The sequence below is a fragment of the Nocardia sp. NPDC050435 genome (assembly GCF_040655395.1).
Taxonomy (GTDB): Bacteria; Actinomycetota; Actinomycetes; order Mycobacteriales; family Mycobacteriaceae; genus Nocardia.
Genome location: NZ_JBFAJW010000003.1, coordinates 582,520 through 595,868, shown reverse-complemented (window position 1 = coordinate 595,868; position 13,349 = coordinate 582,520). Strand labels below are relative to the sequence as shown.

Below are 13,349 nucleotides of genomic sequence, written 5' to 3'. Positions count from 1 at the left end.
AGCGTCCAGTAGGAACCGCTGATAACATTTTGCCTGCGTGCCCGGCGTCCCGGGGGCTTTTGCCGAGACGTTGAACCGTCCGCCCCGGGGACATATCTGGGCGAGGCGTGTATGGCAGGAGGTAGCACGGTGGCTTACGGGGAACTGCACCGACCGAAGGCGCGGACCAGGGGGACGGCGGCCGACAGACTCAGCGTGGCCGATATCGCGGCCCAGCCGGGCGGAATCGAGGCGCTGCAGCGGCGCGTGCACGAATTGCGCTCCAGCGGCATCGATTTCGCGGCCAACGCGATCGAGCAGGAAATGGCCGCCTTCGACCTACCGCGCGGTTAGGGCGAGAGCGTCCGTCGGATCGACGGTGCCGGTGAAATAATGAGTGCCCCGCACCCGCACCGTCGCCGCGGGCACACCATCCGGCAACCGACTGGAGCCCCATGCCCAACGTCCCGTCCATCCTGCAGCGCATCCTGGAAAAGCCCGTCAGCGATGGCGAGAAGTTGCTGGAGAGCGCCCTGTCGGCCTTCCTGGACTTCGGCATCAAGCGCACCAGCATGGGCGAGGTCGCCCGCCGGGCCGGTATCAGTCCCGCCACCCTCTACCGGCGGTTCGAATCCAAGAACGACCTGGTCGAGGCGGTCAGCGTGCGCGAGGCGCAGCGCTTCGTCGCCCAGATCGACAAGGCGGTGCAGGGCGTCGACGGCAGCCCCGACGAGCAGCTGGTCGAGATCTTCGTCGCCTTCATCGCCGCGATCGCCGGCAACCAGCTGCTGCGCCGCCTGCTGCGCACCGAACCCGACCTGATCCTGCCCCGCCTCACCACCGACGCCGGGCCCATCCTGGCCGTCGGCCGCACCTACCTCGCCGCGAAGCTGCGCGAGTTGCGTCCCGCTGACGGCGATTTCGACGCCGACCTGGTCGCCGAGGTGATGGCCCGGCTGGCGCAGTCGCTGGCCCTCACCCCCGACGGCCTGATCCCGCTCGCCGATCCGGCCGCGGGCCGCGAATTCGCCCGCCGCACCCTGCTGCCCATGGTCGGCGGCCACCTCGCCGCCGGCACGCCCTAACCGGCGAACGCCAGTTCCACCCGCTCGTCCAGCACCTGCTGCGCACCCGCGTCCAGCGGCCTGCCGTCCACGAATTCCCCCACCAGACCGACGATGTCGGCCGCCGCGCGGGACCCGGGGTCGGGCACCGGCAGCCGCGAGACGTACTGGGTGATCCAGCGCCGCCGCCCCGAGTACAGCCGATTGCCGCACACCGCGTCGTAGAAGCGCAGTCCGAGCGCCGAATTCGCCACGCCCATCAGCAGATAGGCGATCCGCTCGGCGCCGATGTCGGCCAGCGAGATCCAGTAGCAGTCGCCGTTCACCACCGCGCCGGAGCGGTCGAAGGCGAAGCGCGGCCGCACGCTGATGTCCGGGAACACCAGCTTGGGCACCTGCCACAGGTGCGGACGCTGCGGCACCCAGATCTCGAACCACTCCCTCCCGCCCTCGATCACGTACTTGCGCCCGGCGAGCAGCGCCCGATGGTTCTGCAAATATTCTGCGGCGCCGGGGAACTCGCGCAGATCGACCGGGATCCGGCGGGACTGGGTGATGTCGTAGGGATAGAGCACGCGGGTGTCGCGGGCCCGCGCGATCCGCCACGGCTCCAGATCGTGGTGGGTGATCAGATCGAACAGCAGTTCCGGCTCCGGGCACGGATCGACGTGCGGCCAGCGATCGGAGATGAACACCCGGTCCGCGGTCGTCTTGATGCCCACCCGGATGCGGCCCACCTCCCCGAAGGTCTTCCAGGTCGCCGCCTCGACACCGGCCAGCCACGCGTCCAGCTCGGGTCGAGACATGCGCCAGGCCCCGATGTCCGCGTGGTCGCGATGCTGTTGTCCGGCAAGCGATTCGGCGTTCGGCGATGACCGGGCACGGATCGCCGCCGCGGTTTCCCGGTGCGGGCCCGAGGCCCGGGGCTGCCGGTGCGGGCCGGGGGCCTGGACTCCCGGGAGCGAGCCCGAGGCGTGAGGTTCCCGGGGCAGGCCCGGGCCCTGGGTTCCCGCGGCGGCCCGAGGCACCTGAGGCGGATCAGCCGAGGCCCGAGGTGCCGCCGTGCGTTCAATGAAGTCGCGACCCCCGGGGTTCCCCGCGGCGGGCTCGCGGGGTAGCGATCCGGCCGGTGGTTGCCCCGTGGACAGGGTTCCGACCTCGATCGCGAAGGTACGCCCGTTGTGCCCGACCAGGCACCCCGATTCCCCGGTCAACGCGTCGAACAAATCCCGCGCACCGGCGACGCCCTCGGCTTCGTAGGCGGAGGCGAAGCGGCACGCGCCCGGCTCGATACCCCGCTTGGCGATCGTGACCGCGGGCAGGACCGCCGCCTCGAACAGCTTGGTGTCCCCCAGATCGTAGAGTTCCACGGGCGCCAGCTCCGCCCGCAGGATCGCGCGCACGTTGGCCCCGGCCCGGGTCGTGAGAAACCGGTTGGCGCACAGCAATCCGAGCACCCCGCCGGCGCCGAGCAGCCGCGCGGCCACCGCCACGAACGGGTGGGTGAGATCGATCCGCCCGCTCAGCCCGAACTGGCGGCTCAGCAGCCGCGCGGTGGTGCCGCCGAGCTGCTGGGTGCGCACATAGGGCGGGTTGGTGATGATCGCGTCGAACGCGCCGTCCGCGAGATCCGCCGACGCGGCCAGGAAATCCCCACTGTGCCAGGTGATTCCGCTGCCGGCGCGGTCACGGGCGCGCGCCACCGCCGTCCCGTCCAGATCGTAGCCGCTCAGTTCCAGCCGCACGCCGGGCAGCCGGGCGGCGGCCTCACGCCGCACCGCCAGCAGCAGTTCACCGTCCCCGCAGGCCGGATCCAGCACCCGCAGCACGCCCCCGGACGGCACATGCGCCAGCAACCGCGCCGCCAGGAAACTCGCCAGCACGGGCGGCGTGTAGTGCCGTCCGTGCCGTTTGCGCTCCCGCGCCACGCTCATGGCTGGGATTGTGCCCCAGGCGAACCCGGGTTCGTCCCGGATTGACCGGCCATCTTGCGCAGCCGCGCGATGCGGTCCGCGATCGGCGGGTGCGTGGCGAACATCCGCCCCATCCGGCTCGGCCGGCCACCGAACGGATTCGCGATCATCAGATGCGCCTGGGAGGCGAGCTTCGGCGCGGGCGGCAGCGGGGCGACCGCGATGCCGCTCTCGAGTTTGCTCAGCGCCGAGGCCAGCGCGAGCGGGTCGCCGGTCAGGCGCGCGCCGTCGGCGTCGGCCTCGTACTCCCGGGTCCGCGAGACCGTCATCTTCACCACGGTCGCCGCCAGCGGGCCGACCAGCGACACCAGCAGCATCGCCAGGGGATTCGCCCGGCCGTCACCGCGCATGCCGGAGAACAGCGCCAGCTGGGAGATGCCGGAGATGATCGCGGCCATGGTGCCCGCGATCGAGGCGGTCAGGATGTCGCGGCTGTAGACGTGTGAGAGCTCGTGCCCGAGCACCGCGCGCAGCTCCCGCTCGTCCAGGATCTGCAGGATGCCCTGGGTCACGCAGACCGCGGCGTGCGCGGGATTGCGTCCGGTCGCGAACGCGTTCGGCGTGCTCGCCGGGCTCACATAGAGCCGGGGCATCGGCTGCCCCGCCGCCGCGGCCAGCTCGCCCACGATGCGGTGGATCTGCGGCGCCTCGTCCGGGCCGATCGGCCGGGCCTGCATCGCCCGCAGCGCGAGCTTGTCGCTGTTGAAGTAGGTGTAGGCGTTCATGCCGATCGCCAGCAGCACCGACAGCACCAGGATGGTGGTGTTGCGGAACAGCGCTCCGACGAACACGATGAGCGCCGACATGCCGACCAGCAGGGCGAAGGTCTTCCACCCGTTCGAATTCACGGCTGCCTCGTCTCGGTGGGTTGTCGATGGGGCCGGGGAAACGCGCATCGGCGCGCCCGAGTTGCCGCGGGCGCGCCGATGTCGTCGGAATCGGTCAGCGGGTATGGGTACCCGTGCCACGACCGCGCGTGATCATGGCTCCGACCGCGGTCACGATCGCACCGACCACGCCGCCGCCGGCGACCTGGCCGAGTACCTGCCCGAAGTCCAGGCCACTGCTGGTCGCCGCCTGGATGATGGCGCCGGTGATGCCGCCGCCGACGGCGCCCAGGGCGCTGTTGCCGGCCATACCCAGATTGCTCTTGGCGCCGGCCAGGTTACCGCCGATCAGTCCCGCGAGAAGACCGAGAATCCATTCCATGGCAGTGCCTCCTACTCAGGGGGTGGGTCTAACGATGGGGATCGGAATCGCTCTTGTCCTCCCAGCTGCGCTGGTTGGAGCCGACCGCGTTGTTCTCGTAGGTGACCGTCATGTCGGTATCGCCGGTCTTGTCGCCCATGAAGGCGTGCTTGCCGGTGGTCATCGGAGCGTCCCGCTCGGTCACCCGCGGCGGAGTCGGCGCCTTCGGCGCCTCGTAGGCCGGCCGGGCCGTGGTCCACGGCTGGGTCTTGGGCACGTCCACCCGCGGACCCTTGTACTCCGGCCGCGGCGGCGCGGCCGGGCGCGGCGGCTCCGGCATGCGCTGCGTGGTCGGCCGGGCGGCGGGCGCCACCGGCCGGGTCGGCATCGGCCGGTCCACCCGTGCCGTGGTGGCCGGGCGGCGGCCCATCAGGCCGAGCACCGCACCGGCGGCCGCGGTGATGGCCAGGCCGATCGGCACACCCCACCACCGGTTGATGCCGCCGGAGGAGGTGTCGGCGTCCACGGCCGGCGCGGACACGTCGGGAGCGTCCGGATTCGGGACGCCGGGGACGGCCGGTGCGGCGGGCGCCTCCATATTGGGCATGTTCGGCGCCTTGAAGCCAGGTAGGTTCGCGGCCAGATCGGCGGGCACCGTGACGGTGCCGTTGGCCTCCGACCACTGGATCTCGGTGCCGCCGGGGCCGGCGAACGTGCCGGTCATCAGGCCGTTGACATCGGTCATGTCCGCGGTCGGATAACCGAACGGTCCGGCCACGCCGCCGCTGGCGCGCCAGGCGTCGAGCACCTTGCCCTCCACGGCGTGCGCGCCGTTGGGCGGGCTCCAGTAGATGGCCGCCCCGCCCTCCTCGGCGAAGTTGTTGAAGCGGCCGACACCGTCACCGGTGCCGCTCTCGTCGTTGGTCGGGAAGCCCAGCGAGCCTTCGGGTCCGCCCATCGCCTGGTACTTCGCCAGGATCTCGCCGTACATCACCTTCGCGCCGGTGTCGGTCGAGTAGTAGATGTTGCAGCCCTGGTAGGCGCGCATGGCGCCACCGGCGACCGCGCTGGCCGCGCCCGTCGGCTGGCCACAGAACGAACCGGCGCCGCCGAAATCGGAGTAGCGGGCGTCGATCGCCTTGGTGGCGTCTTCGGAGACGCCGTCCTGGGCGTAGGCGGTACCGCCGAGCGCGGCGCCGGAAGCCACGAACACCAGGGCGCCGAGCGCGAACCCGCGGGTTCGCCAATCCTTACGCGTACCGGAAGTGGTTGTCGCGGAGGAAATCTGTTTCACCATCACCAAACTCCTTTGTCAAGGGTATGGATGTGATTTCGGATGGGTGGTGCTGCGGGCGGCGGCCTTCCCTCGATCCGGTCGGATCACCACCGCCCGCAGGGATCGTCAGTGACGCTGGCGATGATCCCGATCGGCGTCGTCGCGGTCCTGCGCTCGAGGCGAGCGCGGGTCCTGAACGAGTTCCTCACTCGGCAGGACGTCGGACGCCTTGCCGAGGATGCCGCCGGCGGGATGCTTGCCGGTGCGACGCTCGATGAACTGAGTGTCACGGGGCTCGCCTTCGTGAACCACCGCCTGCACCTCCCGCGCCGGCCCCTGCTCTTCGTGCACCACCGTGGTGACGGTCTCCTGGCCCTGATCCACGACCCGTTCGACCGCCTTGTCCACGTACTTGTGCACGAACACCGGCTTTTCGACGACAACCTCAACGATCTTTTCCACCGGCTTCTCGACGATCCGCTCGGCCAGCACATCGACCGGCTTCTCGACGACCCGCTCGACCAGGCGCGGCACCTGGACGGTCTTTTCGAGCACCTTCTCGACCGGCTTCTCGATGGTCTTCTCCACGATCTTGGGTCGCTCGACGACCTTCTCGACGACCTTGTCGACCGGGCGATCGATCACCTTGTCGATGATGTTCGGCTTCTCGACCATCCGCTCCACGATCCGGTCCACCGGCCGATCGATGGTCTTCTCGATGATGTTCGGTTGTTCCACAACCTTTTCCACGACGTGGTCGACCTTGCGGTTCACGACCTTCTCCACGACGTTCGGGTTGGTGACAACCTTCTCCACCACCTGATCGACGTTGCGGTTCACCACCTTCTCCACGACGTTCGGGTTGGTGACAACCTTCTCCACCACCTGATCGACGTTGCGGTTCACCACCTTCTCGACCACGTTCGGGTTGGTGACAACCTTCTCCACCACCTGATCGACATTTCGGTTCACCGTCTTCTCGACGATGTTGGGCTGCTCGACGACGCGTTCGACGACCTTGTCGACCGGGCGGTCGATGGTCTTCTCGATGATGTTCGGCTTCTCCACCACCCGCTCGACCACCTTGTCCACCGGACGGTCGATGGTCTTCTCGATGATGTTCGGCTTCTCCACCACCCGCTCCACGACCCGGTCCACCGGACGATCGACGGTCTTCTCGATGATGTTCGGCTTCTCGACGACCCGCTCCACGATGCGATCGACGACCTTGTCGATGGTGCGCTCGATGATGTTGGGGCGCTCCACGATTCGCTCGACGACCTTGTCCACCGGACGATCGACGACCTTCTCGACCACGTTGAGCTTCTCCACGACCTTCTGCACCATGCGCTCGACGGGCCGGTCGATCACCTTCTCGATGATGTTGGGCTTCTCCACCACCCGCTCCACGACCTTGTCCACCGGACGGTCGACGGTCTTCTCGATGATGTTCGGCTTCTCCACCACCCGCTCGACCACCTTGTCCACCGGACGATCGACGGTCTTCTCGATGATGTTCGGCTTCTCCACCACGCTCTCGATGACGCGGTCGACCACCTTCTCCACCGGGCGCTGCACGATGTTCTCGATCACCACCTCGCGCGGCACCTCGACGGTCTTGATCACCGGCTTCTCGACCGTCAGCTCGACGGTCCGGGTGACCGGCTTCTCCACCGTCTTGTAGACGATGCGCTCGACGGGCACCTCGATGATCTTCTCGACCACCTTCTCCACCGGCTTCTCGACCACCCGCTCGATGATCTTCTCCACCGGCTTCTCGACGATCCGCTCCACGAACTTCTGCACGGGAACCTCGACCACCTTGTCCACCACGTTCACGACCGGCTTCTCGATCCGGCGCTCCACGGTGACGGGCTTGGTGACGACGTTGTCCTTGATGTCGACGAGCAGCTTCTCCACCAGGCGCTGCACCTCGACCGGACGGTTCTGCACGTTGTCTACGATGTTGACCACGAGCTTCTCGACCAGGCGCTGCACCTCGACCGGCTTGTTGGACACCTTGTCGACGATGTTGACGATCGGCTGCTCGATCGTGCGTTCCAGCCGCACGGGCTTGTCGACGACCTTGTCGGCCATCGTGACGGTCGGCTTCTCGACGGTGCGGGTCACGGTGACCGGCTTGTCCACCACCTGATCGGTCATGGTGACCACGGGCTTCTCGATCCGGCGACCGACCGTCATCGGCTTGTCGACCACCTGATCGGTCACCGTGACCTTCGGCTTCTCGATCCGGCGCGTCACCGAAACCGGCTTGTCCACCACCTGATCGGTCACCGTCACCACCGGCTTCTCGATCCGGCGACCCACCGTCATCGGCTTGTCGACGACCTGATCCTTCACCGTGACCACGGGCTTCTCGGTCGTGCGCGTGACGGTGACCGGCTTGTCGATCACCCGGTCGGTCATGGTCACGACGGGCTTCTCGGTGGTCCGGGTCAGGGTGACCGGCTTGTCGATCACCCGATCGTTCACCGTGACCACGGGCTTCTCGGTAGTGCGGGTCACCGTGACCGGCTTGTCGACGACCTGATCGTCTACGCGCACCACCGGCTTCTCCACGCGACGGGTGACCGTGACCGGCTTGTCCACCACCTGATCGGTGACGGTGACGCGGGGCTTCTCCACCACCCGGCTGATCTTCACGGGCTTGTCGCGCACCTCGTCGGTCACCGTGACGACCGGCCGCTCCACCATGCGGCTGACCCGGGCCGGCTTGTCCACCACCTGATCGACGGTGTCCACGACGAGCCGTTCGATCACCCGCTCCATCCGCACCGGCTTGTCGACGACCTTTTCCACGGGATGCTCGACCAGGCGCTCCACGGTGTAGGGCCGGTCGACCCCCTTGTCGACTACACGCATCGGCTCGTCCATTGGCTTACGGCGTTCGCTGTTGGCCATGATGCCTCCATTGATCAGTTTGTCCCGGCCTTTTGCCCGCATTCCTATCCGTGGGCCTTGGAGAGAATTTCGATATACCTGCGCACCCGGTCATTCAAACACAGCAGCACACTTTGTCCAGGAAACGTTTTGGCCACCATTCGGCATCCTGACCTCGTGTTCCGCGTACGAGAGGCACATATATTGCACCCGAATTCGGATATCGGTGCCGGTTTCCGGCAAATGGGGTTCACACCACTCGGTGTCGAATGGGAACACAAAGCGGCCACGACCGGGGAAACAGGCTTTCGCGCGGCTTCCGAACCGCCTCCGGAATTACAGAGATGACATTCGAGATCGCGGCAGTTTAGCGCGCCACCTCCGAATCGTCCATGGAATTACAATAATGCAATTCTCGACGGCCGGGAATTCGACGGATTCCCGCAACCGAATAACCCGGCCATTTATCGCGAAATGGCAACGACGGCGAAAGCGGCGGCCGGGCAAGCGAATCGAGGGTTCCGGATCGAGATCGCGGCTGCTACGGTCAGTCTCGAAATGGAACCAGATCCCGGCCGTGCCGGGGCGACACAGAGGGGTGGGCCCATGCCCGGCCACGACCACACCGCCGACGCCGCCACCCTGGCCCGGCTGCTCGACGACCGCTGGACCTGCCGCCAGTTCCGGCCCGAGCCGGTAGCGCGCGAGACCGTCGAGCAACTGCTGCTGCTGGCGCAGCGCACCCCGTCCTGGTGCAACACCCAGCCCTGGCAGGTCGTGGTCACCGCAGGCGCGGGCACCGACCGGTTCCGCAAAGAACTGCTCGAGCACGTCCGCGGCGCCGGCGCCGAACCCGACTTCCCGTTCCCGGCGCAGTACACCGGCGCGTACCGGGATCGCCGCAAGGCCTGCGGATTACAGCTCTACGAGAGCGTGGGCGTCGCCAAGGGCGACCAGGCCGGGACCATGCGGCAGATGGTGCGCAACTTCGAGCTGTTCGACGCGCCGCACGTCGCGATCATCAGCACCGAGGCCGATCTCGGGGTCTACGGCGCGATCGACTGCGGCCTCTACATCGGCAACTTCCTACTCGGCGCGCAGGCGCTGGGGCTGGGCGCCGCGCCGCAGGCGGCCCTGGCCACCTACGCGCCGTTCCTGCGCGCGCACTTCGCGATTCCGGAGCACCGCAAGATCGTCGCGGGCATCTCCTTCGGCTATCCCGATCGCGCGCACCCGGTGAACGGTTTCCGCACCGCCCGGGCCGGGCTCGACGAGGTGCTCACCTGGCACCACGACTGAACCCGGCTCAGGACGACAGCGGCAGGTCGCGCGCGCCGAGACCGGGGCCGGGCTCGGGCGCGACCTCGCGGGCGGTGAGTTCGCTCGCGCAGCAATCACATTCGAGCCGGATGTGCGCCTCGCCCGGGCAACCCCGGTGCCCGTAGCGCACCGGCGGGCCGTCGGTGGCCATGTGGGTATCGCCCCAATCCCGGATCGCCATCAGGATCGGATAGATGTCGTGGCCCTTGGGAGTGAGCCGGTACTCCTCGTACGCGCCGACCGCGGCCTTCTGCTTCACCAGGATGCCGTGCTCGAGCAGCCGGTCCAGGCGGTCCTGCAATCGCCCGCGGGAGATGCCGAGCGCGCTCTGGAACGCGTTGAAACGCCGGATGCCGGAGAACGAATACTTCAGGATCAGCAGTGTCCAGCGGTCACCGAAGATCACCAGCGGCCGCGTGATCGAGCACGGCTCCTCGGCAAGTTCTTCGTAGCGCACGAGTCGATGCTACCCAGCCCGCCGGAGCGCGGCGGGCCCCTTTCGTCACGTTACAGCGGGATGTTCTTGTGGTGACTCGCCCGCGCGGGCGCGGCGGCCAGCGCCGCGGCGATCGTGCTGCGCGTCTTGGCCGGATCGATGACCTCGTCCACCACGCCGATCGCGACCGCGCGCTCGACGCCGCCGGCGATCTGCTCGTGCTCGGCGGTCAGCCGCTCGTGCAGCGCTTCGCGCTCGTCCTCGGGCGCGGCGGCCAGCGCCTTCTTGTGCAGGATGCCGACCGCGGCCTTGGCGCCCATGACCGCGACCTCGGAGCCCGGCCACGCGTAGACCGCGGTCGCGCCCAGCGCCCGCGCGTTCATCGCGATGTAGGCGCCGCCGTAGATCTTGCGGGTCACCAGGGTGACGCGCGGGACCCGGGCCTCGGCGAAGGCGTGCAGCAGCTTCGCGCCGCGGCGCACCACGCCCTCCCACTCCTGGCCGAGGCCGGGCAGGTAACCGGGAACGTCGGTGACCACGATCAGCGGGATGCCGAACGCGTCGCACAGGCGCACGAAACGCGCTGCCTTCTCGGCGCTTTCGGAGTTCAGGCAGCCGCCCAGGCGCAGTGGGTTGTTGGCCAGCACACCGACCGTGCGGCCGCCCAGCCGGCCCAGACCCACCACCATGGAGCGGGCGTAGCCGGCCTGGATCTCCTCGAAAGAGCTTTCCCCGTCGACGTTGTCGAGCAGCTCGTGGATGATCGGCTTCACGTCGTAGGCGCGCTTGGCCGATTCCGGCAGCATCGCCTTGAGATCGATGTCGCCGTGCGCGGCCGCGGTCAGATCGAACTCGCCCTGTTCGGCGAACATCGACACCAGGCGGCGCGCACGGTGCAGCGCGTCGGACTCGCTCTCGGCGACGATGTGGCACACGCCGGACTTCTTGCCGTGGGTCACCGGACCGCCGAGGGTCTCCATGTCCACGTTCTCACCGGTCACCGAGCGGACCACGTCGGGGCCGGTCACGAAGACCCGGCCCTCGGGCGCCATGATCACCAGATCGGTCAGCGCCGGGCCGTAGGCGGCGCCGCCGGCGGCGAAGCCGAGCACCACCGACAACTGCGGCACCCGCCCGGACGCGCGCACCATCGCCTCGAAGACCAGGCCGACCGCGTGCAGCGCCTCGACACCCTCGGCCAGGCGTGCGCCGCCGGAGTGCCAGATGCCGACCACGGGCACACCGGAATCGATGGCGGTGTCGATCGCGTCGACGATGTGCTTGCAGCCCGCCACACCCATCGCGCCACCCATGACGGTCGCGTCCGAGCAGTAGGCCACGGTGCGGACACCGTCGACCTCGCCGATCGCGGCGAGCACGCCGGACTTGTCGCGCGGATGCAGCGGCAGCACGGTGCCGGGATCGAAGAACCGCTGCAGCCGGCCCATCGGATCGCGCGGGTCGGTCGCGGTGTCCGGTTGAAACGCGGGCGCCATGGTTGTCATCGCGTTTTCTCCTCGAAGTCTGAATGCGCCGCTACCGCGGCTGCTTACGGCCGATCCCCGGCCGGTGACGGGCAATGTGGCTGCCCGCCCCCGACCGGGGATCGTTGATATGCAGTCCGAATCGGTTGCGGCTACGCGCGACCGAAGGCGAGCGCGACGTTGTGCCCACCGAAACCGAAGGAGTTGTTGATCGCGTACTCGATCTCCTGGCGACGGGCTTCGCCGTGCACCACATCGAGATCGATCTCCGGATCCTGGTTCTCCAGGTTCAGCGTCGGCGGCACGATGCCGTCGCGGATCGCCAGCACGGTGAGCACGGACTCGAGGGCGCCGACAGCGCCGATCGAGTGGCCCAGCGCGGACTTCGGCGCGTAGACCGACGCGTGGTTGCCCACGGCCTTGTTGATCGCGTTCGCTTCCGCGGTGTCGCCGATCGGCGTCGCGGTGGCGTGCGCGTTGACGTGGGTGATGTCCTTTTTGGTCAGACCAGCGGTCTGCATCGCCCGGGTCATCGCGCGAGCCGCGCCGTCACCCGAGGGATCCGGAGCGACCAGGTGGTAGCCGTCGGAGGTGATGCCCGCGCCCATCAGGCGCGCGTGGATGGTGGCGCCACGAGCCTTGGCGTGCTCCTCGGTCTCGATGACCATGAGCGCGCCGGCCTCACCGAAGACGAATCCGTCGCGGTCCCGGTCGAAGGGGCGCGAGGCGCCCTTCGGGTCGGCATTGTTGGTGCTCATCGCGCGCATCATGGAGAATGCCGCGATCGGAATCGAGTCGATGTAACCCTCGACGCCGCCCGTGACGACCATGTCCGCGTCGCCCATGGCGATCATCCGCCACGCGTTGGCGATGGCCTCGGAGCCGGACGAGCATGCCGAGACCGGAGTGACCACTCCTGCCCGGGCCTTCAGTTCGAGACCGACCACGGCCGAGGGGCCGTTCGGCATCACCATCTGAACAGCCAGCGGCGAAATCTTGCGGTAGCCACCGGTCTTCAGCTTGTCGACCGAATCGATGAGGGCGTCGCCGCCACCGAGTCCGGTACCGATAGCCACACCCAGCCGCTCCGGATCGACCTCCGGCGAGCCCGCGTTGCGCCAGACCTCACGGCCCAGCACCATCGCGAGACGCTCGACATACGCCATGCGACGAATCTCGACCCGGTCCAGCAGGGTATCCGGGTTGACCTTCAGGTGGCCGCCGATGCGGACCGGAAGGCCGTATTCCTCGACGAAGGAATCCTCGAGAACGTCGATACCGCTCTCGCCGTTGAGGAGTCCCTTCCACGTCGCATCGACGTCGCCCGCGATCGACGTGGTCGCCGCCATGCTGGTGACGACGACGTTGGGGAAATTCCCGTTCAAGGTGGAAGGAGTGGTCACTGTTTCGGCCCTACTCGGCGTCGAACTTGGCCTTGAGCTCCGCGGCGGCTTCGCTGTTCTCCGCCTCGAGCTTCTGGATGTAGGAAACAGCGTCGCCCACGGTCTTCAGGCTCGCCAGATCCTCGTCCGGGATCTTGACGCCGTACTTGTCCTCGGTCTGAACGGCGATCTCGACCATGGACAGCGAGTCGATGTCCAGGTCATCGACGAAGGACTTCTCGATGGTCACCTCGGAGGGTTCGATACCCGTAACCTCTTCGATGATCTTGCCGAGTTCCTCGACGATTTGTTCCTGGGTCAGAGCGGCCACTTGGTGGCTCCCTTC

At 68.1% G+C, this 13,349-nt stretch carries 12 protein-coding genes; 3 read left to right on the top strand and 9 right to left on the bottom strand.

Annotation, left to right across the window (positions count from 1 at the left end; translation table 11 throughout):
• The first annotated feature begins 129 nt into the window (after positions 1-129).
• Positions 130-333 carry a hypothetical protein gene (locus AB0I43_RS11250; RefSeq protein WP_356970716.1) on the top strand — a complete coding sequence of 68 codons (204 nt, stop codon included), beginning with the start codon at positions 130-132 and terminating at the stop codon, positions 331-333.
• Between the two features lie 101 nt (positions 334-434).
• The gene (locus tag AB0I43_RS11245; protein ID WP_356970717.1) at positions 435-1,064 is read left to right on the top strand and encodes a TetR/AcrR family transcriptional regulator; all 630 of its coding nucleotides are present in this window, start codon (positions 435-437) and stop codon (positions 1,062-1,064) included.
• On the opposite strand, the gene AB0I43_RS11240 is transcribed toward AB0I43_RS11245, so the two are convergent.
• The 5 genes from AB0I43_RS11240 to AB0I43_RS11220 form a co-directional block, all read right to left on the bottom strand.
• Positions 1,061-2,977 (bottom strand): N-6 DNA methylase, encoded by a 1,917-nt coding sequence (locus AB0I43_RS11240; protein ID WP_356970718.1) that lies wholly within the window; start codon positions 2,975-2,977, stop codon positions 1,061-1,063. The two genes, AB0I43_RS11245 and AB0I43_RS11240, sit on opposite strands and share 4 nt — an antisense overlap.
• A complete protein-coding gene (gene htpX / locus AB0I43_RS11235) occupies positions 2,974-3,822 on the bottom strand; it encodes a zinc metalloprotease HtpX (RefSeq protein WP_356971412.1) in 849 nt (282 codons plus the stop codon). Before htpX ends, AB0I43_RS11240 begins: the two co-directional genes overlap by 4 nt.
• Before the next feature lie 136 nt (positions 3,823-3,958).
• Entirely contained in the window at positions 3,959-4,225 is a 267-nt protein-coding gene (locus AB0I43_RS11230; RefSeq protein ID WP_356970719.1) for a hypothetical protein, read from the bottom strand.
• 28 nt (positions 4,226-4,253) lie between these two features.
• The gene (locus AB0I43_RS11225; RefSeq protein WP_356970720.1) at positions 4,254-5,501 is read right to left on the bottom strand and encodes a hypothetical protein; all 1,248 of its coding nucleotides are present in this window, start codon (positions 5,499-5,501) and stop codon (positions 4,254-4,256) included.
• A 105-nt stretch (positions 5,502-5,606) separates the two neighbouring features.
• A complete protein-coding gene (locus tag AB0I43_RS11220) occupies positions 5,607-8,402 on the bottom strand; it encodes a hypothetical protein (protein ID WP_357431801.1) in 2,796 nt (931 codons plus the stop codon).
• Positions 8,403-8,987: 585 nt separating this feature from the next.
• Here AB0I43_RS11220 and AB0I43_RS11215 point away from each other — a divergent pair.
• Positions 8,988-9,680, top strand: coding sequence for a nitroreductase (locus tag AB0I43_RS11215; protein WP_356970724.1), 693 nt, complete (start codon positions 8,988-8,990; stop codon positions 9,678-9,680).
• 7 nt (positions 9,681-9,687) lie between these two features.
• On the opposite strand, the gene AB0I43_RS11210 is transcribed toward AB0I43_RS11215, so the two are convergent.
• From AB0I43_RS11210 to acpM, 4 genes are all read right to left on the bottom strand, one after another.
• Positions 9,688-10,158, bottom strand: a complete 471-nt coding sequence (locus AB0I43_RS11210; protein WP_356970726.1) for a helix-turn-helix domain-containing protein — start codon at positions 10,156-10,158, stop codon at positions 9,688-9,690.
• Between the two features lie 50 nt (positions 10,159-10,208).
• Entirely contained in the window at positions 10,209-11,642 is a 1,434-nt protein-coding gene (locus tag AB0I43_RS11205) for a carboxyl transferase domain-containing protein (RefSeq protein WP_356970728.1), read from the bottom strand.
• Positions 11,643-11,773: 131 nt separating this feature from the next.
• Complete coding sequence (locus tag AB0I43_RS11200) at positions 11,774-13,024, bottom strand: KasA/KasB family beta-ketoacyl-ACP synthase (protein WP_356970730.1); 1,251 nt, start codon at positions 13,022-13,024, stop codon at positions 11,774-11,776.
• Positions 13,025-13,034: 10 nt separating this feature from the next.
• The gene (gene acpM / locus AB0I43_RS11195) at positions 13,035-13,334 is read right to left on the bottom strand and encodes a meromycolate extension acyl carrier protein AcpM (RefSeq protein WP_040705694.1); all 300 of its coding nucleotides are present in this window, start codon (positions 13,332-13,334) and stop codon (positions 13,035-13,037) included.
• Positions 13,335-13,349: the final 15 nt, after the last annotated feature.

What these genes read in the sequence shown, in the direction of transcription:
- AB0I43_RS11240 (WP_356970718.1), bottom strand. Translation starts at nt 2,977, where the DNA reads ATGAGCGTGGCGCGGGAGCGCAAACGGCACGGACGGCACTACACGCCG.
- AB0I43_RS11230 (WP_356970719.1), bottom strand. Translation starts at nt 4,225, where the DNA reads ATGGAATGGATTCTCGGTCTTCTCGCGGGACTGATCGGCGGTAACCTG.
- AB0I43_RS11245 (WP_356970717.1), top strand. Translation starts at nt 435, where the DNA reads ATGCCCAACGTCCCGTCCATCCTGCAGCGCATCCTGGAAAAGCCCGTC.
- AB0I43_RS11220 (WP_357431801.1), bottom strand. Translation starts at nt 8,402, where the DNA reads ATGGCCAACAGCGAACGCCGTAAGCCAATGGACGAGCCGATGCGTGTA.
- AB0I43_RS11205 (WP_356970728.1), bottom strand. Translation starts at nt 11,642, where the DNA reads ATGACAACCATGGCGCCCGCGTTTCAACCGGACACCGCGACCGACCCG.
- AB0I43_RS11215 (WP_356970724.1), top strand. Translation starts at nt 8,988, where the DNA reads ATGCCCGGCCACGACCACACCGCCGACGCCGCCACCCTGGCCCGGCTG.
- htpX (WP_356971412.1), bottom strand. Translation starts at nt 3,822, where the DNA reads ATGTCGGCGCTCATCGTGTTCGTCGGAGCGCTGTTCCGCAACACCACC.
- AB0I43_RS11225 (WP_356970720.1), bottom strand. Translation starts at nt 5,501, where the DNA reads ATGGTGAAACAGATTTCCTCCGCGACAACCACTTCCGGTACGCGTAAG.